General features: G+C 66.9%; 24 protein-coding genes. 11 read left to right on the top strand and 13 right to left on the bottom strand.

Features of this window, described 5'->3' with window-relative positions; all coding sequences use genetic code 11:
• Positions 1 to 85 precede the first annotated feature (85 nt).
• Positions 86 to 568, bottom strand: a complete 483-nt coding sequence (locus AC5WS7_RS08155) for an SRPBCC family protein (RefSeq protein ID WP_495953792.1) — start codon at positions 566 to 568, stop codon at positions 86 to 88.
• A gap of 237 nt (positions 569 to 805) precedes the next feature.
• Between AC5WS7_RS08155 and AC5WS7_RS08160 the strand changes: the two genes are divergently transcribed.
• On the top strand, positions 806 to 2,014 hold the full coding sequence (locus AC5WS7_RS08160) for a hydroxymethylglutaryl-CoA reductase (RefSeq protein WP_495953793.1): 1,209 nt from the start codon (positions 806 to 808) through the stop codon (positions 2,012 to 2,014).
• 328 nt (positions 2,015 to 2,342) lie between these two features.
• Here the strand turns inward: AC5WS7_RS08160 and AC5WS7_RS08165 are convergent, their stop codons facing one another.
• On the bottom strand, positions 2,343 to 3,311 hold the full coding sequence (locus tag AC5WS7_RS08165; RefSeq protein ID WP_495953794.1) for an NADP-dependent oxidoreductase: 969 nt from the start codon (positions 3,309 to 3,311) through the stop codon (positions 2,343 to 2,345).
• Positions 3,312 to 3,419: 108 nt separating this feature from the next.
• Here AC5WS7_RS08165 and AC5WS7_RS08170 point away from each other — a divergent pair, with 108 nt between their 5' ends.
• Positions 3,420 to 3,980, top strand: a complete 561-nt coding sequence (locus AC5WS7_RS08170; RefSeq protein ID WP_495953795.1) for a MarR family winged helix-turn-helix transcriptional regulator — start codon at positions 3,420 to 3,422, stop codon at positions 3,978 to 3,980.
• Positions 3,981 to 4,890: 910 nt separating this feature from the next.
• Here the strand turns inward: AC5WS7_RS08170 and AC5WS7_RS08175 are convergent.
• A complete protein-coding gene (locus AC5WS7_RS08175) occupies positions 4,891 to 5,604 on the bottom strand; it encodes a uracil-DNA glycosylase (protein ID WP_495953796.1) in 714 nt (237 codons plus the stop codon).
• Positions 5,605 to 5,785: 181 nt separating this feature from the next.
• On the opposite strand from AC5WS7_RS08175, the gene AC5WS7_RS08180 reads away from it, so the two are divergent.
• Positions 5,786 to 6,280, top strand: a complete 495-nt coding sequence (locus tag AC5WS7_RS08180) for a hypothetical protein (RefSeq protein WP_495953797.1) — start codon at positions 5,786 to 5,788, stop codon at positions 6,278 to 6,280.
• Between the two features lie 461 nt (positions 6,281 to 6,741).
• On the opposite strand, the gene AC5WS7_RS08185 is transcribed toward AC5WS7_RS08180, so the two are convergent.
• The 4 genes from AC5WS7_RS08185 to AC5WS7_RS08200 form a co-directional block, all read right to left on the bottom strand.
• Positions 6,742 to 7,086: a DUF2568 domain-containing protein gene (locus AC5WS7_RS08185; protein WP_495953798.1), complete on the bottom strand. Its 345-nt coding sequence runs from the start codon at positions 7,084 to 7,086 to the stop codon at positions 6,742 to 6,744.
• 380 nt (positions 7,087 to 7,466) lie between these two features.
• Complete coding sequence (locus AC5WS7_RS08190) at positions 7,467 to 8,810, bottom strand: family 1 glycosylhydrolase (RefSeq protein ID WP_495953799.1); 1,344 nt, start codon at positions 8,808 to 8,810, stop codon at positions 7,467 to 7,469.
• Between the two features lie 181 nt (positions 8,811 to 8,991).
• Positions 8,992 to 10,218: a GGDEF domain-containing protein gene (locus tag AC5WS7_RS08195; protein ID WP_495953800.1), complete on the bottom strand. Its 1,227-nt coding sequence runs from the start codon at positions 10,216 to 10,218 to the stop codon at positions 8,992 to 8,994.
• A gap of 792 nt (positions 10,219 to 11,010) precedes the next feature.
• The gene (locus AC5WS7_RS08200) at positions 11,011 to 11,577 is read right to left on the bottom strand and encodes a dihydrofolate reductase family protein (RefSeq protein WP_495953801.1); all 567 of its coding nucleotides are present in this window, start codon (positions 11,575 to 11,577) and stop codon (positions 11,011 to 11,013) included.
• A 136-nt stretch (positions 11,578 to 11,713) separates the two neighbouring features.
• On the opposite strand from AC5WS7_RS08200, the gene AC5WS7_RS08205 reads away from it, so the two are divergent.
• Positions 11,714 to 12,121, top strand: coding sequence for a hypothetical protein (locus AC5WS7_RS08205; protein WP_495953802.1), 408 nt, complete (start codon positions 11,714 to 11,716; stop codon positions 12,119 to 12,121).
• 311 nt (positions 12,122 to 12,432) lie between these two features.
• On the opposite strand, the gene AC5WS7_RS08210 is transcribed toward AC5WS7_RS08205, so the two are convergent.
• Complete coding sequence (locus AC5WS7_RS08210) at positions 12,433 to 14,052, bottom strand: AMP-binding protein (protein ID WP_495953803.1); 1,620 nt, start codon at positions 14,050 to 14,052, stop codon at positions 12,433 to 12,435.
• A 406-nt stretch (positions 14,053 to 14,458) separates the two neighbouring features.
• Positions 14,459 to 15,412 carry an aldo/keto reductase gene (locus tag AC5WS7_RS08215; protein ID WP_495953804.1) on the bottom strand — a complete coding sequence of 318 codons (954 nt, stop codon included), beginning with the start codon at positions 15,410 to 15,412 and terminating at the stop codon, positions 14,459 to 14,461.
• Positions 15,413 to 15,556: 144 nt separating this feature from the next.
• Between AC5WS7_RS08215 and AC5WS7_RS08220 the strand changes: the two genes are divergently transcribed.
• The 4 genes from AC5WS7_RS08220 to AC5WS7_RS08235 all read left to right on the top strand — a co-directional run bounded on the left by AC5WS7_RS08220 (position 15,557) and on the right by AC5WS7_RS08235 (position 17,729).
• Complete coding sequence (locus AC5WS7_RS08220) at positions 15,557 to 16,477, top strand: helix-turn-helix transcriptional regulator (protein ID WP_495953805.1); 921 nt, start codon at positions 15,557 to 15,559, stop codon at positions 16,475 to 16,477.
• Between the two features lie 301 nt (positions 16,478 to 16,778).
• On the top strand, positions 16,779 to 16,907 hold the full coding sequence (locus AC5WS7_RS08225; protein ID WP_495953806.1) for a hypothetical protein: 129 nt from the start codon (positions 16,779 to 16,781) through the stop codon (positions 16,905 to 16,907).
• A 218-nt stretch (positions 16,908 to 17,125) separates the two neighbouring features.
• Entirely contained in the window at positions 17,126 to 17,476 is a 351-nt protein-coding gene (locus AC5WS7_RS08230) for an NADPH-dependent FMN reductase (RefSeq protein WP_495953807.1), read from the top strand.
• A gap of 7 nt (positions 17,477 to 17,483) precedes the next feature.
• A complete protein-coding gene (locus AC5WS7_RS08235; RefSeq protein ID WP_495953808.1) occupies positions 17,484 to 17,729 on the top strand; it encodes a hypothetical protein in 246 nt (81 codons plus the stop codon).
• 129 nt (positions 17,730 to 17,858) lie between these two features.
• On the opposite strand, the gene AC5WS7_RS08240 is transcribed toward AC5WS7_RS08235, so the two are convergent.
• A complete protein-coding gene (locus tag AC5WS7_RS08240) occupies positions 17,859 to 18,863 on the bottom strand; it encodes a DMT family transporter (RefSeq protein ID WP_495953809.1) in 1,005 nt (334 codons plus the stop codon).
• Between the two features lie 557 nt (positions 18,864 to 19,420).
• Positions 19,421 to 20,038, bottom strand: a complete 618-nt coding sequence (locus AC5WS7_RS08245; protein WP_495953810.1) for a hypothetical protein — start codon at positions 20,036 to 20,038, stop codon at positions 19,421 to 19,423.
• A gap of 857 nt (positions 20,039 to 20,895) precedes the next feature.
• Between AC5WS7_RS08245 and AC5WS7_RS08250 the strand changes: the two genes are divergently transcribed.
• On the top strand, positions 20,896 to 21,585 hold the full coding sequence (locus AC5WS7_RS08250; RefSeq protein ID WP_495954504.1) for a class I SAM-dependent methyltransferase: 690 nt from the start codon (positions 20,896 to 20,898) through the stop codon (positions 21,583 to 21,585).
• A 79-nt stretch (positions 21,586 to 21,664) separates the two neighbouring features.
• Here the strand turns inward: AC5WS7_RS08250 and AC5WS7_RS08255 are convergent, their stop codons facing one another.
• A complete protein-coding gene (locus AC5WS7_RS08255; RefSeq protein WP_495953811.1) occupies positions 21,665 to 22,093 on the bottom strand; it encodes a lipocalin-like domain-containing protein in 429 nt (142 codons plus the stop codon).
• 87 nt (positions 22,094 to 22,180) lie between these two features.
• Complete coding sequence (locus AC5WS7_RS08260) at positions 22,181 to 22,411, bottom strand: hypothetical protein (protein ID WP_495953812.1); 231 nt, start codon at positions 22,409 to 22,411, stop codon at positions 22,181 to 22,183.
• A gap of 125 nt (positions 22,412 to 22,536) precedes the next feature.
• Here AC5WS7_RS08260 and AC5WS7_RS08265 point away from each other — a divergent pair, with 125 nt between their 5' ends.
• Together AC5WS7_RS08265 and AC5WS7_RS08270 are read left to right on the top strand one after the other, a co-directional pair.
• Positions 22,537 to 22,710 (top strand): CsbD family protein, encoded by a 174-nt coding sequence (locus AC5WS7_RS08265; protein ID WP_495953813.1) that lies wholly within the window; start codon positions 22,537 to 22,539, stop codon positions 22,708 to 22,710.
• A gap of 35 nt (positions 22,711 to 22,745) precedes the next feature.
• Positions 22,746 to 22,976 (top strand): hypothetical protein, encoded by a 231-nt coding sequence (locus AC5WS7_RS08270; RefSeq protein ID WP_495954505.1) that lies wholly within the window; start codon positions 22,746 to 22,748, stop codon positions 22,974 to 22,976.
• The last annotated feature ends 4 nt before the right edge of the window (positions 22,977 to 22,980 follow it).

Raw genomic sequence — 22,980 nt, forward strand, 5'->3', positions numbered from 1 at the left:
CGCTTCGGTGACGATCGCGTCCGGAGCTATTGCGCCTGCCCATGTTGTGGTGGCCGGGTCCGCCGGGCGTGGCTGCCCCGGATCGTCATTCAGCGGCGCGCCGGCCGGCTGTTTCGAGATAGGAGGCCAGGTTGGCCAGCGAGGAGGCGATCCCGGCCTCGTGGGCTGCCTGGTCGATACCCGGCGGCACGTTCGTGGCGGTGACGGTGACCTCGGTCCCCTCACCCGAGGCGGTGATCTGCCAGGTCATCGTCATGGTGCCCGCGTACGAGGGATCCTGCGCCTCGAACACCGCCCGTTGCACCACGCGCTCGGGGGGCACCAACTCGGCGAACTCGACGTCGACGACATCGGTCGCATCGGAACTCTTACCGGGGGCCTCGACCGGATCGAGGTAGGTCAGAACCATCCGGAACCCGCCACCGGGCCTGGGATCCCACCGCTGGATCCGCCCCCGCATACCGTCGGGCGGCAGCCACGCCTCAACGGACTCCCGCTCCACGAGAGCCGCGTAGACAATCTCCGGTGCTGCCGCGATGACCCGGCCGGCCCGGTCGATCCTGCTCATGGGCCGAGTCTAGACAAGGCCCGTCGGGTCGGAAGGAAATCGCACTGTTCACGAAATCTCCACCGGCTCGCCGTGCCGCATTCCCCTTCCGCCAGAAGTTTGTGTTGTGTGAATAGTCTTGTGGCCCAGCGCTTTTGCTTGCACTGCGGGACGGGGGTGCGGTGGTTACGCTGCGTGCGTCAGCGTGTCCTGAAGTACCTGCCCTCGCCGGGCTGGAATCCGATGTGGAGAGTTGGGATGACGATCAATCCAGTGGCCGACCAAACGCCGGTGATCGAGAAGATGCCCGGGCTCGGTGAGTACACCGAACAGGCTCGCGCACAACGATTGGCGTGGTATCGGTCCGTCACGGGAGCGCCCTTGGCGGCGTTGCGCACGCCCGGCGTGGCCGCGGAACTGGTACGCGGCAATATCGAGAACTTCGTCGGCACCATCGATGTGCCGGTGGGCCTGGCCGGGCCGCTGCTGTTCGACGGCGAGCACGCCCGGGGGCCGATCATCGCGCCGATGGCGACGGTGGAGGGCGCGGTGCTTGCCTCGACCGCGCGGGGTGCGCGTGCGATGAGCGAATCGGGTGGGGTGGTGACCAGGGTGCTGCGGCAGCGGATGACGCGGGTGCCCGGGTTCGGGTTCGGTTCGATCGAGGAAGCGGCGCGATTCGCTCGCTGGGTGCCCCTGCAGATCGAGCAGCTGAGTCTGCGGGTGCGGGAGGCCTCCCGGCATGCCCGGCTGGTCGATGTCGACGCGGTGCAGATCGGCCGCGACGTGCACGTGCGGTTCTGCTACGAGACCGCCGATGCCACCGGGCAGAACATGACCTCGGCGACCACCTGGCACGCGTGTCGGTGGATCCTGGACCACGTCGGCGAGTTGCCCGGCCTGGCCGTGCAATGGTTCATCATCGAGGCGAACATGGCCTGCGACAAGAAGGCCGCCCACCTCAACACGATCGGCGGACGCGGCTACCGGGTCGTGGCCGAGACGGCACTGACCCGCACCGTCGTCGAACGGGTGCTCAAGACCACACCGGAGATGCTGCACCGCACGCTGCAAGTATTCGACGACGCCGCCTGGCACAGCGGCGCGCTCGGGCCCGACGTCGACGCGGCCAACGTCATGGCCGCGATGTTCATCGCCACCGGCCAGGACGCGGCCAGCGTCTTCGAATCCGGCACCGCGATGATCACCAGCCGGTTCGAAGACGACACGCTGCTGATCACCCTGACCCTGCCGAGCCTGCTCGTCGCCACGGTGGGCGGCGGCACCGGCCTGCCGCAGCAACAAGCGTTCCTCGAGGCCCTCGGCTGCGCCGGCCCCGGCAAGGCCCGACGGCTGGCCGAGATCGTCACCGGATTCTGCCTGGCACTGGACATCTCCACCGTCTCGGCGATAGCCGCCGGTCAATTCGTCAGCGCGCACGAACAACTCGGCCGCAAACGCCCATGAGCGTCCGCTCGTAGGTCTCCCTGGCAGTGGCTCCTGCCGGGGCTGCCGCATCACTCCCCGTGCTGCGGGATATCACCCGACGTAACCCGGTCGACTCCTACCTCTTGACTGCCCGCTGAGTCACGAGCAGCCGACGATCACCGACTTCTCCAGTGCTGCAACATGTTCAGGCCGCTCACGGCCAAGGCGCCGGCGCGCCGTCCGCTCCGGGCCGACCGCCCGCGGCCGGGTACTTCACCTCCGGAGCGCCGTGCCCACGCCCCCGCGAACGGCACGGCCAATCGGTTGGCGAAGCACGCACCACAGCGTGTTGATCGGCCCGGGAAGATCAGGGAACCAGCACGATCTTCCCGTTCGTGCGCTTTTCGGCGAGCTGCTGGTAGGCCTTGCGGACGTCGGCGAGCGGGTAGGTGGCGGCGACGGGGATCTCGAGTTCGCCCGCTGCCACGAGGTCGACCAGGCGCTGCAGTCCGGTGGCGCCACCCGCGTCGTTGGTGCCCGCGATACTCGCCCGGCCGTCCACACCGGCCTCGAAGTTGACGACGGTATTGATGCGCTGCGGGGAAACACCCAGTTCGTGCGCGAGATCGACATAGTCGGCGCCGAAGGTGTCGATGAACGCGTCGACCCGGTCGCCGGCGGCCGCGCGGATCCGGGCCGCCTGGCCGTCACCGTAGGTCACGGGTACGACGCCATGGTCTCGCATCCAGGGGTGATTGGCCTCCCGAGTCAGCCCGATGACGGCGGCACCGAGCCTGCGAGCGAGTTGGACCGCCACGATCCCGACCGCGCCGGCGGCGCCGGACACCACCACCGTCTCACCGGGCTCCGGGGCGACCGCCTCGATGCTGGCGAGCGCGGCCATCGGCGCGACGCACATCGAGCCGGCGACTTCCCAGCTCATGGCGGCGGGCTTGGCGACCAGGTCGGCCGCGGCCACGGCAACGAGTTCGGCCTGGGCCGCTCGCTCGGCAGACCAGCCCAGCACGTGGTCACCCACGCGCCAGCGCTCGACCCCCTCGCCCACGGCGACGACCTCACCTGCCAGGTCCGAACCCTGCCCAGCGGGGAACGTCCACGACCACTGGGGCACGTCGGTGTCACGTCCGGACAACCGTGCCCGCAACGCCCACGCCTCCTCGGCAAGACCTTCCCGCACGTAGACGTCTCCGGGATTGACCGCGGCCGCGCGGATCTCGACCACGACGCGTCCGGGCGTCGCCACCGGGACGTCGACCTCACGCACGTCGAGCACATCGACATCGCCGTAGTGGTCGAAGCGAACTGCTTTCATCATTGCTCTCCTTGGTCCGGGCCGGTCCATAGTCCGGCAAATTAATCATGCCTCATGTTGATACATGACACATGTTAATCATGGCGGACGCCGATCTGCTAGACTTCGATCGTGACCTCGGAGACGGACATCGGCGACACGAACCCCGCGCCGGGCATCCCCGACAGCCTCGGGTTCCAGCGCGCCACATGGTGGCTCCTCGGCGGCGCCGGCAAGTTCACACTGCGGCGGTGGGCCGACCAGCTGGCCGAACTCGAGCTGACACCCAGTCAATACAAACTCCTGTCGGCCCTCGACGAGACCGGCCCACTCGGCCAGCAACGACTGGCCGAGCTGGTCGGCATCGACCCCCGCAACGCCGTCCCGATCATCGAGACCTCGGTCGAACGGGGACTGCTGACCCGCAGCGTCGACCCCACCGACCGGCGCCGCAGAGTACTGGAACTCGCCCCCACGGGCCGCCGGGTCGCCGCGAAACTCCGAACCCTCAACGCACAACTCGAAGAACAGCTCCTGCAGCCGCTCTCCCCGGCCGACCGCACCGCCCTCCGGCGCATACTGCAAACCGTGATCCGCGCAGCCGATCCCCAGCCCAGCACTATCGCTCCGCCCGCCACCCACGATCCCGCCGACGGCAATCGCGCACCGGCACCACGCCACCGACCACAGTGAGGACGGCCGAATCGATTCGCGGCGTTGCGGGTCGTCGGCCCTCGATCGCGCGACCGACCCCGCCGCGACGCCCGTCCGCGGGAACGGGCGATCCTCATTTCCGGCGTCGCAGTACGTTGCCATAATTGTCGATACTTCCTCCGGCCACATCGATGCCTGAATTTCCTTGTCGCGCAGAGCATTCAGGCGCTTCGACTCCGAATCGGCGTTGAACCCGCAGACTCTTGCACATTCCGGCGCGCGGGCAATGTGCCCCTGGAGCGCAGGCGCAGCACCCTCCAATGCATTTCCGGCGGGAGTCTCATTCGGGCCGGCTCACACATCGCGTTACTAACTGCGGCTTCAGCGATTCATCGACAACGAACTCGAGGAAGAACTGCTGTCGCTGTCCCGCCCGATCCGGGCCCTGCCGGAAATATGGTGGCGATCGTGAGCCCCACGCGCCCCGATACCGGCCGCGACCGGATTCCCGAAGCCCTCTACCAAATGCAACTGACCATCGACCGCCTCAGCAACGAACTCTGGCGGGACTCGACACCGACTGGCCGGCCCGATTCGGGACAGCGCGTTGCAATGCGTCCATCCGGGGTATGGCGAGGGTGGGTCGGGGCGATGAAGGAGGCGAACAGCGATGATGATGAACAACCTCATGCAGATGGCCCGCTACTGGTGGGACCGGATGTTCCCGAACATGCCGATGACGATGTGAGCCGTCCCGGCTATACGAGGATGGATCGAGCACAGCACGCGGGTACCGAACCCAGCGGTCCGATCTATCCGAGTGGAGGTCCCGGCGTCGGCAAGATGCCGGGATCGTCCGTCTTCGCGAGTTCACCATCGAGTATCGACCGCGTCCGGGCTCGCGCCGAACCCGACAGGACCTGCGGGACGGGTGATCGGGGTGTCTCCATCACCCCAGGCCGGCGGCCGACTTGGCCTCGACCAGCACGTCCTCGAGCATCGCCGGGGTGAGTCTTCCGGTGAAGGTGTTCTGCTGGCTCACGTGGTAGCAGCCGAAGATCGTGAGTTCCGCGCGACCGGGAAGCGCGGGCGCCAGCGAACAGCGCACGCCGTGCCCGAACTTCGGACGCGAGCGGGGCACCGTCCAGCCGGATTCGGCCAGGGCGGGGAACAGTGCCTGCCAGCCCCAGCCACCGAGAACGACAATCGTTCGCAGGCTGGGCGCGAGCAGGCCGAGCTCGGTGATCAGCCAGTGCCGGCACCGATCGCGCTCGTCGGGGGTGGGCTTGTTGTCCGGGGGTGCGCAGTGCACCGGCGCGGTGATCCGCGTGCCGAGCAGTCGCAGCCCGTCGCCGCGCCTGGTCGAGTCGGGCTGACTGGCCAGCCCCGCCCGGTACATCGCCGCGAACAGCACATCCCCGCTGCGGTCGCCGGTGAACATGCGCCCGGTCCGGTTACCGCCGTGCGCGGCCGGAGCGAGCCCGACCAGCAGCAACCGGGCATCGGCCGGTCCGAGACCGGGAACTGCTCGGCCCCAATAGGTTTCGTCACGATATGCCGCCCGTTTGACGCGGGCGGCCTCCTCCCGCCAGGCAACCAGACGCGCACAGGCCCGACAGTCGGCCACCGCCTCGTCGAGTTCATCGATCGACCGACACACCATCGGCCCATTCTCACCCACGCGTTCAATTCGCGACGGCCCCGGGACTCATCACCCCTCGGTGAGATGCGCGCTGAGTAGTTCGCCGCTGGCCTCCGATGGGCTTGACTGTGGTTGATTCGGGTCCCACTCTTGAACTACATAGCATATAATGCAGCGCTCTATTCGAGGAGACGGTGGAGCTATGTCCAGCAAACATCTATCTGAAGAGCCCCAATCGGAGCGGGGAGCCGAAGGCTCGCGGGACACCGGGGCCGATGCGTCAGGCGGTGGGGCGGCGGATCGTCCGGTCGGCACATTCGACCAAGAAGAGGTCACCTCAACGCGTGACCACAACGCTACTGAAGGCAACGTCGGCACGACCGGGACCCTCCCCCCGGAAGACGCCGAATCGGCCATACCGCCCTACGAAGGCCGCCGGACAAGCGCAACCTCCAGCGAGAACGCGGACGAGGACAGCGACGCCAAGACCGCAGGCGCTGTACATCCGGTGACCGACCCGGAGTTCAAGGCACCCCGCCCCGACGACACTCCCGGAGGGGCAACCACATCACCGGTCGACGAGCAACCCGCAGTGCACGCCCCGGAATCCGAGGCCACCGACGAGGGTGTGCAGGGTGGCCATCAGACCGGCGTGAGCAGAGCCGAGGACCAGCCCCGCGAATCCCGGCCGCAGTGACTTCGACGAGGACGAACGAGTACCCGGCCACCGCACACCGCAGCTTCGGATCGGCCGTGGTCGTCAGCCCAGGCGCTCGCACACCCACCCGAACATCCCGCGAAAAAACGTAACCGAGCCGGGCTCGATCGCGACGACGACGATCTCGCCAGACAGATCCAGGTGCGGGACCTGATGATCTGCCATGGCGTGTGGCCGCGCCAGTGGCTCGAGCACTCGCCGCCGAATTCCCGCCGGGCGTGCTCGCGAACGATCCGGAATCGATAGCCCGGACCGGCGGAGTTGTGTGCCGCGATCAGTGCGTGACCGACCAGTGCGTCCAAGCTGCACGGAACGCTCGGGTGACACCGAGGATTTCCGCGGCACGTCCCGGACTGTAGGCGGGGTAGTCATCGTCGTCGAGTGCGCCGCGGCACCGGGACCGCAATGCTCATACCGGGCACGACGGGTCGGCGCGGCGCTCACGAGGTCAGGTGCCCGAGCCGGATCGCCAGCAGGTTCGCGACCAGGACGGCGACGAACACGACGGCGGTAGCTCGGTAACCCACGACCCACAGCCCGACCGCGGCACCGCCGAAAACCACGACCTTGGTGACACCCGCGAGCAGTGGGTAGTGGAATGTCGCATTCGGCGCCGCGAACAGGCCCCAGGCCAGCGCCGCGAGAAGAGGCGCGATCACGGCCAACACGAGCTTGACCGGAGTCGCAACGGCGGTCCCCCACCCCCACAGCGCCAGCGCCGCGAGCGCGCCCAACTCCATCACGAATGCCAGCGTGAGATTGGCCCATTTCCAGACTTCCTGCATGTCCGTTCTCCCTCAGGCAAATGAGAGCGGCGCTCTCTGATGAGAGCAGTGTGCACGGCCGATCGGTCTTCGTCAAGCTGCCGCCTGGCCGCGACCGCGACATCCATTGCTGCGCAGGCGGTATTCGGCAGCGGCGGCACACCCGCCGCGCGGTCCGGCACCAGCATCGAGGTCCCCCGAGCACCGAAGGCCGCGCCACCCACTTCCGCTCGGCTACGTTCCGGCACATGGACCAGCGAGGCGCGCTGCCCGGCAAGCTCGACTATCCGAACTGCCACGAGCGCCGGATCGGGTTCGTCGGCGACAGCGGTGTCCGAAAAGACTTGCAGAGGGGTTGCGAGCGCGGTGCCGCACCGAATCGGCAGCCGCGGATTCCGGATCTACGGCCCCGCGACCGGGTCGAGACAACCGGCCGGCGGGTCCACGAAAATACACAGCGCCGGGGCACGGGTGGGGCGATAGCCGCCGGGGACGCCACCCGCGGCGATGATCTGCGCATAGCTGCCCACAGCGTCGGTGGGGCGTCGGGTGAGCGACGGATCGGTGCGCACATCGACCGTATAGAGGCCGAATCTCGGTGTGTAGCTGCCCCATTCGTAGTTGTCGGTGAGGCTCCAGTAGTTGTACCCGATCAGGTTCATACCGGCGGCCTTCGCGCGCTGCAACCAGTAGACGGTGTCGCGCAGATGGTCGCTGCGGGTGTAGCCGTCGCTGCGGGGCCGGCCGTTCTCGGTGGGCATGCCGTTCTCCACGACGTACAGCGGCTTACCCGGAAAGCGGCGTGAATAGTGCTGCAGCGCATAGTAGATCCCCTCGGTGCGCAGCGGCATCTCCCAGATGCGCGGACCCGGCATGGTCGGCAGCGCCGAACCGGTAGCCCGCCCGATCGCCCCGTACAGCGACTGCGCCGGGTCGAAGCCGAAGTAGTAGTCCACGCCCACGTAGTCGAGCCGGGCGGCGATTCGGTCGACGAACGCGCCGTTGACCTGGTCCTCCATACCTGCGACATATCCGACGTTGGCGGTGACCAGAGCGCCGGGCTGCTTGCTGTGGATGTAGTCGTAGCCGGCGTTGTGCACATCGACGATCTCGTTCAGCATCCGGTCGGCGTCGGCGGCGCCCTCGCGGACCTCGTTCCCGATGTAGGCGGCGGGCTCGTTCACGGTGACCCACAACGGATTTCGCGAGGAGTATCGATCGACGACGGCACGCATTTCGGCCAGCCAGTCCCCGACCATTCCCGGATTGCGCCAGCCGCCCCGGCTCGCTTCCCAGCCCGGGTACACCCAGTGGTCCAGGGTGATCATCGGCCGCATACCGGCCCGCACGATGCTGTCGACTACCGAATCGTAGAACCGAAAGGCGCCCTGGTCCCACACCCCGGGCGCGGGCTGCAGCCGGGCCCACTCGATCCCGATACGGAAAACCCGCATCCCCATGTCCGCGGCCAGCCGGATGTCGGACTGGTAGCGGTCGGCGAAGTCGACCGAATTCCCCAGTGCCTCCAATCCCCGGTCCCGAGCTATATAACGGGTCCAATTGCTGTCTGGCGCACGACCTTCGGACTGAAATCCCGAACTGGCGACCCCCCAGAGGAATCCGGAACCCAGCGACGAGAGCGCGGCCGCCCGCGGCGGCCCCGCCAGGGCCGGAGTCCCGGTCGGCAACACCGCCGCGGCAGCGACGAACACCGCCGAGACAATCCGAAGAAGCCAGGATCGCATCAATTCAGGGTAACGAACGGACCCCTGCCCGCGCTGGCGATGCGCCAATCCCGAAACCTCGCCGCTGGATCGTCGAGTGTGGACGTCGCAGTGCGAGTGGCGGTCTCGCCGTCGGTGCGCCAAGCTCGCCCAGCACGACAAGCTCCGCCGCCGCGGGCACGCCAAAAATACCGTGCCCATATCATTCGGAAGCCGGATGGCGGTGGCCGCGCGGTGGTGTGAGTTCATCGACCACCACCAGATTCCCGCCGGAATGTTTGGCCTGGTACATAGCGGCGTCCGCGGATTGTAGTAACCGGTCCGGGCTCGGACGAGGACACTGTGGACAGATTGTCGAGTCGAAGGCCACGACGCCGACACTGGCAGTGACCGTCACCGCGTTCTCCGACGGTTCGGCAATCAAATGACGCAGGCGCTCGGCCTCGGTACGCGCAACGCCGATAGTGATCGGCGCGGCCACCACGAACTCCTCCCCGCCCGTACGCGCCACCACCGCACCGCCGCCCGCGGCGTCGGACAAACGCCGCGCGGTCCGCACCAGAACCGCGTCGCCGACCCGGTGCCCCCACGTGTCGTTCACGCTCTTGAACCGATCGAGGTCGAAGGACATCACGCTAACCGCGGGATGCCGCTCAACCAGCACCGGCAGCCGGATCTCCAGGCCCCGCCGGTTCAGCAGATGTGTCAACGGGTCCGAGAGCGATTCGGTTCGCAGCAGCCAGTACAGAACCTGCAACGCGGGCAACACGGTGACCACCGACACGAACAGCACCAGTCCGACCGCGACAGCCAACCGGACATTGCCGCCGCCGGTTGCGATCCGCACCGAGAACACGACCACTGACAGCAATGACCACGCCGTATGCGCCGCCAACGCCCGCGCGCTGTGAAAAAAGCCCAGGTAACTGCCGGTGACTACGAGCAGCACCGCCCCCAGGGCTCCGAACAGTCGATCCGGCACCTGCAGGAACTCTGCGGTGAACAGAACATCGGCGCACCCGATCAGCACCAACGACTCGGTCTTGCCCGGCCAGGACAGCAGCCACCAGCGCAACGCCCACAGCACCCCGCACAGCACACCCACCGTCGAAGCAATGCCGGGCTCACCAGGCGGCCCCACCGGCGTGCCCGCAATCACCGCGCCCATCACCGCGATCGCCGCGCCCGCGACGCCGATCAACGCCTTCAACGGCCCCACCGCCGATCGAGCCGCCAAGGTACGCACCAGCCAGCGGTAGTCGACCGGATCGTTCCACCAGGCCCGTAGCGTCTTCCCGTCGTTCATCGACTCACCTGTGGTCGACCGCATGACCAACCGTTGCTCGTACCGATTGCGAGAGTTCCAGGAATCTCGCCAGCTAATCTGCAGCAGTCTAGACCTGATGGTTCCAGCCGACGCGTGAATCAAAGGGCGGATCCCCGCGCATCCTCCGCCGTGCCGGCCAACCGATACAACCACTGATCCAGCCTGAAGATGACCTACCGCTTCGCCGACACAGCGCCGCCCCGGGTTGCGCCAAATGGATATTCTCGGGCGGTCTCCAAATCGCCACCGCGCGGCATCCGAATTTCACCGACGAAAGTACTGGAAGGTTCGGAGGGCGACGTCATATCCGGAGTGTCAACCGCCTACAGGCCCGGCATCGCTCCTCATGACAATATACGACCATCGTGAACCGGATCTTTCGGCACCCGCAACCGGAGTCCTCGAGATCGGGCTTCAACTCTGTCACCAGTATTGGAGTTGGCCAATCCTCCCCGATAACTCACCATCGACATTCTTTTCGGCAGTCGATCCACCGCAGGGACTTCGAACGGGCACATTTCCAACGCTCGCGCGGTGCCGCATCCTCTGCCAGGATGCTGAGGATTGCCACACGGCGAGTTCGGGCGCCTGGGATGAACGGACAAAACTTTGCGGGCCATCGGCGAGTTCTCGAGGTCGGTGGGGCCGCCGGGGTCCTTCGCCGCTTTTGCCGTACCACACCGGCCGCCGATGTGGAAGATCGGCCCGCGCGCAGGTTCTGCTCGCCGCAGCCGACAGCGCGGGCCGCGACACGGCCTTGGCGGAGGTGCGGGACCACCGCAGCAGCGAAGACCTACCGGCGCGCGGCCACCATCGTGCGGCCCGGTAGCAGACCCGATCGAACTGGCTGCTGACGCGATCGCACTCTGCTGGACCGGCTCGCACCTGGCCGTGTCAGTCGCGTTTCGCCTCGTAACGCAGCAAGACCGTGCCACCCGGGAAGGTGCGGTTCTCCAACAGTCGCAGCGACATCCATGACGGCAGTGCCGGGAAGAACGGGGTGCCGCCGCCCACGGCGGTGGGCGCGACCACGATCCGGTACTCGTCCACCAGTCCGGCCTGCACGATCGGTGCGGCCAGCGTCGCGCCGGCCACCTCCAGCCTGCCGTCGGTTTCGGCTTTCAGTTTCGTCACCACCTCGACCGGGTCGCCGCGTTCCAAGCGGGAGTTCCAGTCCACCGACTCGAGGGTGCGCGAGAACACGACCTTGGGCATGTCGCGCCAGATGCGGGCGAAGTCGACGATCAAAGGCGTTGCGTCCGGAGCCTTGTCGGCGGTCGGCCAGTACGCCGACATCAGGTCGTAGAGTCGCCGTCCGTAGAACGACAGAGCGGTCTCCCGCTCGAAGTCGTTCCAATACCGGTGCAGCTCTTCGCTCGGATCGGACCAGTCGATATTGCCTCGCGCGTCGGCGATGTACCCGTCCACCGACACGTTGAAGCCATAGATGAGTTTGCCCATGCAGCTGAGACGACACCGGAGGGCAAAACTCATCGCGACGCCCATTGTGCCCGACTCGACTACCGCGCGGCCGTTCGATGACAACCTGCCGCTGCCGTGATCGAGGTACAGGACACATCAACTACACTTCGAAAGCATGTTCGAGTCCTGGCCTGAGAACTTCAGCCCCTCGCTGAGGCGAGTGGTCGATCCGCCGGAACCGGTCCTGGTGGAACTCGGCACCGCGATCCCTACCCGCAGCCGCAATTTCGGATGGAACGGCGTACCGCTGGGCGTCAGGGCCGGCGGACTCGACCTCACCCGCACCATGCCGGGCCGACTCCTCGCCTGGGCGCGCTGCTCGGACGGAACCTGGCTGGGCCTGGTCGAATTCATGATCACCACAGCCAACGACCGCGGCCGGATCCAGACCACCCAATGGTGCCCCGCACACGCGCTCACCCACGACCCGAGCCGAACGATTCCCCAACCGGATGGCCCTGCCGGGAATCCCCCGATCGACACGAAGACCGCAGGACCAGGACAACGGCCGTCCCGCCAGTGATCGAGATGACGCTGCACGCACGTAACGAGCGCAGGGAAAGCCACTGAGCGCCAACGGCTTCCGGCTATCGCTCTCGAACTGCCCACCCGCGGGGGACTGCGGCGCCGACGATCATGACGCTCGACAGAAGCAGTGCGCCATGGCCGGATTGCGTTCCGGTGCCGCCACATTGGTGCCGGTCGGTCGTTCACCGACGATGAACGAACCGTCGCGATCCGGGGGCGGGCTCGCAATATCAGGGTGTCGAGCCGAGACCGCATTCGATGAGCACCGGGAACGCCGGTTCGGTGTCGCGAACCACCACACGACCGTTACCCGGTCAACCCGAGGGCGCGGGCAGATCGCTCCCTCATCACGATCTTCCGGATCTTGCCGGTGACCGTCATCGGGAACTCGTCCACGACCATCACGTAGCGAGGGATCTTGTAGTGCGCCAGCTTGCCGGTCGCGAATGCGCGCACCGCCTCGGCGTCCAACGGATGCGCACCGGTGCGCATCTTGATCCAGGCGCACAGCTCCTCGCCGTACTTCTTGTCGGGTACGCCGATCACCTGAACGTCCTCGATGTCGGGGTGGGTGTACAGGAACTCCTCGATCTCCCGTGGATAGACGTTCTCGCCTCCGCGGATCACCATGTCCTTGATCCGGCCCACGATGTTGCAGTAGCCGTCCTCACGCATCACGGCCAGGTCGCCGGTATACATCCAGCCGTCGGCATCGATCGCTTCCGCGGTCTTCTGTGGCTCGTCCCAGTAGCCGAGCATCACCGAGTAACCCCGGGTGCAGAACTCTCCGGCTTGTCCGCGCTCGGCGATCTCCCCGGTCAGCGTATCGATGATCTTGATTTCCAAATGCGGGTGCACCCGCCCGATGGTGGCTGTACGCCGGTCCAGGTCGTCATCGGCCCGGGTCTGCGTCGAGACCGGTGAGGTCTCGGTCATTCCGTAAGCGATCGACACCTCGGTCATGTGCATATCGCTGATGCAGCGCTTCATCACCTCGACCGGGCACGGCGCGCCCGCCATGATCCCGGTACGCAAAGACGTCAGATCGTACGACGCGAAGTCGGGGTGGTTCTGCATCGCGATGAACATCGTCGGCACGCCGTAGACGCCCGTGCAACGCTCGTTCTGGATGGTTTCCAAGGTGAGCGCCGGATCGAAACCCGGTGACGGGATCACCATGGTCGTCCCGTGGCTGGTGCAGCCGAGGTTGCCCATCACCATGCCGAAGCAGTGGTAGAACGACACCGGAATACAGAGCCGGTCTTCCTCGGTGAAGTTGATCAGTTCGGTGGTCATGTACCCGTTGTTGAGAATGTTGCGATGGCTCAACGTCGCGCCCTTGGGATTCCCGGTGGTGCCCGAGGTGTACTGAATGTTGATGGGGTCCAACGGGTCCAGGGCCGCCATCTGCTCGGCAACGGTGTCTCGCGGCAGGGCATCGCCGTGCGCGAGCAGTTCTGCCCAGTCATCGGTATCGAGATAGACGACCCGCTGCAGAGTCGGGCAATTCGCACGCGTCTCCTCGATCATGCCGCGATAGTTGGAAGTCTTGAAGCTGGTGGCCGCAACGAGCAGGGACAATCCGCTGTGGTTGACCGCGAAGCTGAACTCGTTGGCGCGGTACGCGGGATTCACGTTCACCAGAATCGCGCCGATCTTGGCGGTGGCGTATTGGGTGAGAGTCCACTCCGCGCAGTTCGGCGACCAGATCCCGACCCGGTCGCCCTTGGTGATACCGGCGGCCACCAGTCCACGTGCGGTCCGGTTGACATCGGCGTCGAACTCGGCCCAGGTCCATCGCCGGCCACTCGCGACCTCTACCAGAGCCTCACGATCGGGATATGCCGACACGGTACGTTCCAGATTCGCGCCGATCGTCTCGTGAAGAAGACCGGGATACTCCTCGCCGCGTACGTATGACTCCAACGTTCACTATCTCCAGTTCCGGGCCGGGTCGTCCTGCACCCCGACTTCGCTGCCTCGGTACGCCATCGGCCCGATACGGACGCCGACGGCCCTGGAACGCTATCAGCGCAGACCGCTTACGTCTGACGCTTTCCGATCACTGGCTGGTGAGAAACCGATTCGTGTATCCCGGAACTCCTTCCGAATCCTTTGCGCCACAGTCTGTCACTCTGCTCCACCGGATGATGCGCGGTGGTCCGGAACACGCCATGACGTTGTGCCGAGGAAACCGGTGATGGCGGTGATGCGCTCGGCAACGTCGATTCGCGGCGCCGAAAGTGCATGCCCCGCACCGGGACTGCGCGATACGACTCCGGTGGCCGGATCGGACACGCCGGGGTGGCGCACGACCTCGTGAACGTCGGCCCTACATGTCGTGCTCCCAACTGCCGCGCGTGTCGACGTCCGCGGCATCCGCCAGTGCCTCCAGCTCCGCGATCTCCTTGTCGGCGAGGTCGATTCCGTGAGCCCGGACCAACCCGTCGACGTGGCCTGCCTTCGTGACCCCGATGATCGGGGTTGTCCCCTTGGCGATGGCCCAGGCGGTGGCGATGTCTGCGACGGATGCGCCTCGGTCCTCGCCGATCGCCCGCATCCGGTCCGTCAGCGCCTGCAGCTGGGGCAGGATGCCGTTGTACACGGCTGCCCGGCTGCTGCCCGCAGGCAACGGATGGGCCGGGCTGTACCTTCCGGTCAGCGCCCCTTGCTCGAGGACCATGTAGGAAAAGAACCGCACGTCGTGCTCGCGGCAGTGCTCGAGAATGCCCGCGCGCTCGGAACTTCGGTACAGCAGGCTGTAGTGGTTCTGGACCGCCTCCACTCGGAAGCCGGCCTCGCCGAGGATCTGATCGGCAAGAGCGATCTCCTTCATGTTGTGGTTCGAGACGCCGACATGCTTGACCTTGCCGCTCTGCAACAGCGGAATCAGATGCGGCGTCCAACGGGCCACGTCCGCCGGGTTGTGGATCCAATAGAAATCCACATAGTCCGCCCCCATTCGGTCGAGGCTCTGCTCCAGCATGTCCGCGACCGGATCGTCGCGGTCGGCCGCGATCTGCGGGGTGAACTTCGTCGACAGCTGGTACTCGTTGCGGGCACAGCCCTTCAGCGCCTGAGCCAGGACCGTCTCCGAGCGGCCCATGCCGTACACCACCGCGGTATCCCACAGGGTGAATCCGTTCGATTGCGCCTTCTCGACGACCTCCCGCAAACCGGACGCGGTCAGCCGACTGCCGAAATAGCCGTCGCCTGCCTCGCCGCTGTCTCCCCAGGCCCACGTGCCCAGCGCCACCGCGGGGACCGTCAGCAGCTTGCTCGTCATGTCCTGCCTCCATTGCTCGTTCTCGAGATCGTGTCGATGTTCGATCCCCAGAAGACCCCGATCGCCGCCACCGGAGAAGGTCGCGCTCATAGGGGTACAACCTCAACCCCCCTCGCGCCGTTACCCGCGGCTACCGTGAACGACATGGACCAGCAGCCCGGAAACCGAGGCGAAATCCGGGATTTCCTCACCGGTCGGCGCGCCAAGATCACCCCGGCGCAGGTCGGACTGCCGACCAGCGGCCGTCGCCGGGTCGCCGGGTTACGGCGCGAGGAGGTCGCCGTCCTGGCCGGCGTGAGCACGGAGTGGTACACGCGGCTGGAGAAGGGGCACATCGGCGGCGTGTCCGAAGACGTCCTCGACGCGGTGGCTCGCGCCCTGCAACTGGACGACGACGAACGCACCTACCTGTTCGACCTGGCCCGGTCATCACGGCCCGCGAGCCGCACGCCGTCGCCTCGCCGGGACGTCGAGGTCCCGCCCCGGGTCCAGTGGCTACTCGACTCCATGACGATGTCCTCGGCGTTCATACGCAACGGCCGCACGGACGTCGTGGCCGGCAACTCGCTGGCGCGAGCCGTGTACGCGCCGATGTTCGACAGCGCCACCACCGACCAGCACGGCCGCCCCAACATCGCCCGCTTCATCTTCCTCGACCTCGGCGCACACGACTTCTTCGTCGACTGGGACGCCGCCGGCGATGCCACCGCCGCCCTGCTGCGCGCCGAAGCCGGGCGCGAGCCTCGCGACCGGGCGCTGCGCGAACTCATCGGCGAGCTGTGCACCCTCAGCCCCGAGTTCCGGGGCCGATGGGCCGCGCACGACGTCCTGATCCGCCACGACGGCATCAAACGACTGCAGCACCCCGACGTCGGCCATCTGGAACTGACCTTCCAGTCCCTCGATCTCCCCCTGTCCGGCCGGGCCGTGCACAACCTGATCGCCTACACCGCCGAACCCGGCACCGCATCCGAAGACCACCTCAAACTCCTCGCCAGCTGGGCAGCTACGCGATCTCGGGCGGCAGAGCCCACCCGCGACTCTCCTGCGCCCGGACCGCTCTGATCCATCGCGGTTCGCCCGGCCCGACGATTCGGACGCCGGACCCGGGTCACCCAGCGCAATTCCAGCATCAGCCGAATCGCGGCGGTCGGCCGGTCCTGTTGTCGCTCAACGGAGATCGGCCCACGATCGCCTTTCGGCACGAACTATCGAAAACACCATCGCCGCAATCGAATCCGGCCATCCACAGGTCGAGATCCGCGCCTGCCTCGACCTGCAGCCATGGGCCCCGCACCTGGCCGATTCGATCTTTCTCGGCGACTACCTCACCAGCGAAGGCCGGCCCGGAACCGACGAACGACAGATGATCACCGACGCCGGCTTCACCATCGAAGGAACCAGCGAACAAACCCTTCCCGCCGCCCGACACGACCTGGTCACCGTCCGCCGACGAGGAGCCGGAACCCCCTGCAACCCAATGCCCGAACTGTGATCCAACGGGATGGCCCGGGTCCGGAATCCGTTGCCAGCGAGCTGGTTTGGTACTCGGCATCCGGTATCGAGCTGGTAGTGCTCGGCCTGGCGCTGATGTGACCGGTCGGCGTGCTGGAGGCCGGGGCTCGTGGCGGCGCCGGCATTCGCGGACGAGGAGTTGGTGCGGCGCGGGCGTGCCTTCGAAATACTCCCGGCCCCAGCTCTGTTGGCGCAGCTGTGACTATTCCCCGCATCCTGTTGATTTCGGGCAGCACTCGCGAGGGCTCGACGAACACCGCCGCGCTGCGCTCGATCGCGGCCGACGCCGGGTCCGACTTCGAGGCCGTCCGGTACCAGGGCCTGCTCGATCTGCCCGCGTTCGTACCCGGTGACGAGCCCGAGCCGCCCGTGGTCGAGGCCCTGCACCGGCAGCTCGCCGAGGTCGACGCAGTGCTGTTCTGCACTCCCGAGTACGCGGGCATGATCCCCGGCAGCCTGAAGAACCTGCTCGAATGGACGATCGGCAGTGCCGATCTCAGCGACAAGCCGGTCGCCTACGTGAACCTCGCCTACGAGGGGCCGCGGTGAGGCCGCCGTGGCCACCCTGCGCACCGTGCTCGGCTACGCGGGTGCCGAGCTGGTCGAGGCGGCCTGCGGCCGCGTCACCGTGCTCCAGAGCAGTATCGGACCGGACGGCCTGGTCGCCGATGCGGATGCCCGCAGCCGCCTGAACGCCGCAGCCCGAACCCTGGCCGCGCATGCCGCGCACCCTACCGAAGCGCTCCTCGGAAGTGGGCAGGCACCGGAAAACCCTTCCCCGCGAACAACTCTCATTCCCTGAACCGGGTACTCAGCACGCCGGTTCTCGTTCGACCGGACCCCATGCCCAGCGTCACGGCCGCCGGCTCCGGAGGTCTTCGCACCGCCGGGTACATCGAGACCCGCCGGATCCGGCGTGCGCGGTAACAGCTCAGGGGCTCCGGCGGGGTTCCGGCTCGCAGTGGCCGGCCTTCGCGTCGCCGGGGGCGCCGCGGCGGGCTGCGACGGTGGCCAGGTAGAGCGCGGCCAGGACGACCCCGCAGCCGCCGAGCTGCAGCAGCGTCGGGCGCTCGCCCAGGATGACAGCGCCCAAGAGCACCGACCCGACCGGCTGGAGCAGCAGCAGCGCCGCCCCCACCGACGCGGACAGGCGGGGCAGCGCGCTCGCGATCAGCAGATAACTCGCCACCTGCCCGGTCAGAGCGATAGCGGCGAGCCAGCCGAACGCCGCCCAGCCCGGAACCAGGTCCAGGCCATGCCACAGCGGCCCGACGACCAACGCCACGAGGCCGGAGGCGGCCGCGGACTCGGTGACGGGCCCGACGATATGGTCGCTATCGCCGGCCTGCCGCAGCAGGAACAGGAAGCCCGCGTAACACAGGGCCGCCGCCGCGGCGAAGATCACGCCCTGGGTCGGGTTCTTCCCGGTGCCCCCGCCCACCACGCCGCCGGCCAACGCCACGCCGGCGACCATGACTGGGACCACTGCGGCGAACGCGGCAGTTGGGCGCTCCCGCAGGAAGATCCATCCGAGGAGGGGTACCAGGATCACCTGGGCGTTCACGACCACAGTCGCGATCCCGGCGCCGCTGTCGGTGATCGCCTGATTCCACAGCAGGATGTCGCCCGCCAGCAGAACACCTGCGGCCAGGGCCATCGAGCGTGAGCGCGGCGGCCGGGCGGGCGCGGTCCGAGCCTCGCGGAGCGCCAACGGGATCAGCAGCGGCATCGATAGGAGGCTGCGGAACAAGGTCACCGTTCCGGTCGAAACGTGCGTGAGAGGCACGAAGACCGACGACAGGGCGACGCAGACGGCACCCGCCAGCATGGTGGGCACCGGCATCCTCGTGGCGACCTTGTTGAGCAGGTCGGCACCCGATCCGGGCCAAGGTCGCGCGCGCTCCGACGTGGTCGCGGCAGCACGCCGATCGAGCATGTCACGCTCCTTCCATGGTGGGGTTCGTCTGGGCACGCTCTTGCCATACCCACGTCCGGGCCGAGCTATCCGGGCGCAGGCCGGTATCGAATGACCGCCTCGACCGAACGCGGACCAGGTCGCTTTCGATACGGTCCGGCGGATCGGGCGTGAGTACCTGTGCGTGGCAGAGTGTTTCGTTACTTCGCACCTGGTGCCGGAGTGTGCTCCCAAGGAACTCGCCGCCGATGTGGTCGACGTGGGTGGCGGGATAACTTGGCAGGCACCGGGTATCGCCGGCTTGGCCGCCGCACTGCGGATGCATCAGCACGACCGGGATGCCGTCGTTTTCCGGACATGCCGAAGGCACTGGTGCGCTAGGGATTCCGCTACTCCCGGCCCAAGAAGTCCAGCGGTGTGGCCACCGACCTCAGCGACCCGGGCCCGCGGCCAGGCCGCTGATCAGGATCGCGGCGCCGCCGGGATAGCCCAAGCCGCCCTCGGTGGATGTGCTGTCCCCAGGGCCGCGGTTGAGCAGGTCGGACATTCCGTGCGCCGTTGCCCTGCTCGGGTCCGGATCACACGAGTTCGGGTACGCGCAGGTGCGCGAGAGCCAGCTCGAACTCACCGGTGTCGATCACCACTGCGTCGTATCGCCGGCTGGCGGCGGCCCGCAACGACGCGGCTTGGCCACGGGCGCGAATCATCGCCATCGCACTGTCGTATGCGGCACACGAGACCGCACGCCCGGTCGAGCGGTTGATCATCAGGCTCGCACTGCAGAATCCCTCCAGAGTTCTCATGTCCGCCAGGAACTGGGACCGATACGCCTCGACAACCGCATCCAGCCGCGCCGGCGCGGTCTCCGCCCAGGCAACACGCACACAGGCGCCGCGGCGCGAGTGGTGTTCGCGATGCAGCACGGCGATCTCCCATTCCTCGATCCGCACAGCGCCGAACATCTCAGCGGTACGGTCGCGGAACGAACGAACCTGATCCGCGCTGGAGTGCATCGCCTCCGCCGACTCCCACGCGCTGGTGGCGATGCACCGACCATGTTGCCGATTGACCAGCAAAGACAGGCCGACACAGCCTGCGATACCGTCCGAGGCCGGCAACACCTTGTCGCGCACATACGCGACCCCGGTTTCGATAGCGGAGATTTGCGCCAGAATCGTGGTGGAACGCGCGTACACGATCCACCCCCTTCCCGCTCGAGGGCAGCGCCCCGGTGGCACCACCGGCGTCCCCTCACCTTGCTCCTCCACAGACCGACAGGCAATAGCCGGCAACCAGCATCGTCGCGGTGTCGGTCGGATCCCTGTCGCACTACGAATCGGCCGCGAACACGGTACGGCCTGCCCGACGGCTCCGTACCTCGGATTGTCGAGCGCGAGATCCTAGACTGGATCGTGCATCGACAGTTCGAACGACGCGCGAACGGTACAGACGGCTGCGGCCTCGGCGCGTGCTCGGCGTGATGTCCTTGTCGGCATCCTCGCCTCGGCCTGGGCGGTCTCCCCGATTGCGCACGCGACGTGTGAACGGCGACCCGCCGAGGAGTTACCGCCCAGAACAGGAGGCTTCGATGTCCACCATCCACTTCAAGGAGACCACGAGTTCGACACCGGAACAGTTCGTGGCGGCGTTGACCGATTTCGGGCCGGGCCGCTCGCAGGTGTTCGGCAACAGCGCCGACGAATATCTCGACGTCCACAATCGGGGCCCGCGCGATGCCGATGTCACCGAGGGGTCCCACGGCATCTGGGAACGCCTGCACTACGACTGGTCCAATCCGGACCGCGTCATCCTGACGACCACCGACTCGAACCTGTGGGGTGGCCACTCGGGTCATACCTACACCTTCACACGTCGCCCCGACGGGATGACCGACGTGGATGTGGTCGTGGTGCGCGAGGGCAAGAACCTCAAGGGCCGAATCCTGGGAGCCGTGGTCGGGACCGTCGGCAAACGCGTCTTGAAACAAGCCCTCGACAAAACCGTGAAAGCGATCGAAACCCGAGACGTCGACGCGGGAACAGCGGACTCGACCATGCCGGGCGAATTCACGTTCGAGAGCGCCTACAAGGGTGAGGCCGGACCGTTCTGGGATGCCGAGGCCAAGCCGCCCTGGAGCCTGGGCGAGCCACAGCCGGAGCTGAAGGCGATCATCGAGCAGGGCAAGTTCCACGGCGACGTGCTCGATGTGGGGTGCGGCGAAGCAGCGATCTCCCTGTATCTGGCCGAACAGGGTTACACGACGGTGGGATTGGACTCCGCCCCGACCGCCATCGAACTGGCCCGCGCCGAGGCGTCCCGGCGCGGACTGACCACCGCGTCGTACGAGGTCGCCGACATCGCCTCGTTCACCGGGTACGACGGCCGCTTCGGGACCATCGTCGACAGCACCCTGTTCCATTCGATCCCGGTGGACCAGCGCGAGGGATACCAGCAGTCCATCGTCCGCGCCGCCGCCCCCGGAGCGTCCTACTTCGTGCTCGTGTTCGACCGCAAGGCCCTCCCGAATCCGCCGGCCGGGTTCGGTCCCAATCCCGTCACCGAAGCCGAACTGCGCGAAGTGGTCTCGAAGTACTGGGTGATCGACGAGATCCGCCCGGCACGCATCCACGGCAACAACCTTCCGACAGGCGAGCAGTTACCCATCTCGTTCGAAGACGTCCGTGACGAGCCGGGTGGCCGTAGCTCGGTGCCCGCCTGGTTGTTACAGGCACACCTCGGCTGAATCGACACGTCCGCGATCGCCCGGCCGTCCGCGTCCGCTTCGGCCGACCTCGAACAGTGTCCGGCCGCGCCGCTGATCGCTACTCTGCGCGCACCCAGTACAGCCGATTGACCAGGACGTGCTCCCCCACCGGGGTCGGCGGGGTGGCGAGTACCAGACGATCGCCGGACAATTCCGCCGTGCGTCGCTGCTCACCGCCGACCCAGTTCGGGAACAGGCTCATCCGCAACGTGTGCACGACCACGTCCGCTTCCAGCCGGTATTCGCCGCAGTAGGCGATGTAGCTCGAATACGCCTCGGCCCGTTCACTGTCGGCACCGGCGAGCGCCACTGACGTCGACAACTCCCGCCGATCGGCAACGGCGAGTTGACCACTCATCCATCCGCCGGAAGTATAGATCACACATCCTTGCGGCCGGTCACCGAAAGGCGTTGAGACCGTTCCGTTCTCGTCGACGGCGGTCCACGCGGTCAACTGCCACCGCCCCACCAGTTCCCCGACGTCCATGCCCCGATGCTAGTCCCGCCCCAGAGACGAAGCCCCAGCGATGGTGACCCGCTCGCGTTCACCATGTGGGCCGGTCGCAGGCAATGCTCAGCGCCACAGCATCGCCCACGACGTGCGATCCGCGCGAAATCCCTGTGGCGACAGCAACCCGCGACGCCGCAGGGCCCGCCGCACCGTTGATGTCGAGACGTCGTGCCCATCCGCGCGCCTCGACACCGCGATCTCGCGATACCCCCACACCCGCCGGTCCGCGCCGTACTTGGCGGCGATCGGTTCGAACCGGTCGACCTGACCCATCCGGGCGGCGCCGTGCCGCATCGTGGCCTCGGCCGGCGCCGGCTTCGGCTGATATCTTCCGGTCGCCGTTTGGAAGCCCGAAAACGGTCTATTGCCAGAACTACCGGCAGCATCCGGCGGCCGGGCAACACCGATAGGTGAACGTAATGGGCTTCACGAACAAGGCGAAGAACAGGGCCGACAAACTCACCGGTCAGGCCAAGGAAAAAATCGGCGAGATCACCAACAACCCCAGGCTGCGGAACGAAGGCAAGGCCGACCAGGTCAAGGCCAACCTGAAGACTACGGCCGAAAAGATCAAAGACACCTTCCGGAAGTGACTGAAATGAGAGGCTACACAAGCGATCGCCGCGCGATGTACGACGCCAGATCCCCACTCTCCCGGCTCCTCATGTCCATCGTCCTGATATGGCTGATCATCGGCGTCATAGCAGGCTGGCAGCGCCACTATTACGACAGCGCCCCCACCAATTGCGCAAACGCCGGAACCATAGCGGTAACCATCGTCGCCGGCCCCCTGAACTACCTCGGAGTAAACCCCAAGATCGCCGACTGCCACGTCGACGTCCCTCAACCCAGCCAGTAACTCC

This window comes from Nocardia sp. PLKS1-43 (genome assembly GCF_059510335.1).

Excerpts from the sequence above, each read along its gene's own strand:
- AC5WS7_RS08255 (WP_495953811.1), bottom strand. The coding sequence starts at position 22,093 with ATGGACGTCGGGGAACTGGTGGGGCGGTGGCAGTTGACCGCGTGGACC.
- AC5WS7_RS08160 (WP_495953793.1), top strand. The coding sequence starts at position 806 with ATGACGATCAATCCAGTGGCCGACCAAACGCCGGTGATCGAGAAGATG.
- AC5WS7_RS08270 (WP_495954505.1), top strand. The coding sequence starts at position 22,746 with ATGTACGACGCCAGATCCCCACTCTCCCGGCTCCTCATGTCCATCGTC.
- AC5WS7_RS08200 (WP_495953801.1), bottom strand. The coding sequence starts at position 11,577 with ATGGGCAAACTCATCTATGGCTTCAACGTGTCGGTGGACGGGTACATC.
- AC5WS7_RS08250 (WP_495954504.1), top strand. The coding sequence starts at position 20,896 with ATGCCGGGCGAATTCACGTTCGAGAGCGCCTACAAGGGTGAGGCCGGA.
- AC5WS7_RS08175 (WP_495953796.1), bottom strand. The coding sequence starts at position 5,604 with ATGGTGTGTCGGTCGATCGATGAACTCGACGAGGCGGTGGCCGACTGT.
- AC5WS7_RS08185 (WP_495953798.1), bottom strand. The coding sequence starts at position 7,086 with ATGCAGGAAGTCTGGAAATGGGCCAATCTCACGCTGGCATTCGTGATG.
- AC5WS7_RS08265 (WP_495953813.1), top strand. The coding sequence starts at position 22,537 with ATGGGCTTCACGAACAAGGCGAAGAACAGGGCCGACAAACTCACCGGT.
- AC5WS7_RS08225 (WP_495953806.1), top strand. The coding sequence starts at position 16,779 with ATGATCACCGACGCCGGCTTCACCATCGAAGGAACCAGCGAACAAACC.
- AC5WS7_RS08215 (WP_495953804.1), bottom strand. The coding sequence starts at position 15,412 with ATGACGAGCAAGCTGCTGACGGTCCCCGCGGTGGCGCTGGGCACGTGG.
- AC5WS7_RS08190 (WP_495953799.1), bottom strand. The coding sequence starts at position 8,810 with ATGCGATCCTGGCTTCTTCGGATTGTCTCGGCGGTGTTCGTCGCTGCC.
- AC5WS7_RS08240 (WP_495953809.1), bottom strand. The coding sequence starts at position 18,863 with ATGCTCGATCGGCGTGCTGCCGCGACCACGTCGGAGCGCGCGCGACCT.
- AC5WS7_RS08155 (WP_495953792.1), bottom strand. The coding sequence starts at position 568 with ATGAGCAGGATCGACCGGGCCGGCCGGGTCATCGCGGCAGCACCGGAG.
- AC5WS7_RS08180 (WP_495953797.1), top strand. The coding sequence starts at position 5,786 with ATGTCCAGCAAACATCTATCTGAAGAGCCCCAATCGGAGCGGGGAGCC.
- AC5WS7_RS08165 (WP_495953794.1), bottom strand. The coding sequence starts at position 3,311 with ATGATGAAAGCAGTTCGCTTCGACCACTACGGCGATGTCGATGTGCTC.
- AC5WS7_RS08260 (WP_495953812.1), bottom strand. The coding sequence starts at position 22,411 with ATGCGGCACGGCGCCGCCCGGATGGGTCAGGTCGACCGGTTCGAACCG.
- AC5WS7_RS08220 (WP_495953805.1), top strand. The coding sequence starts at position 15,557 with ATGGACCAGCAGCCCGGAAACCGAGGCGAAATCCGGGATTTCCTCACC.
- AC5WS7_RS08205 (WP_495953802.1), top strand. The coding sequence starts at position 11,714 with ATGTTCGAGTCCTGGCCTGAGAACTTCAGCCCCTCGCTGAGGCGAGTG.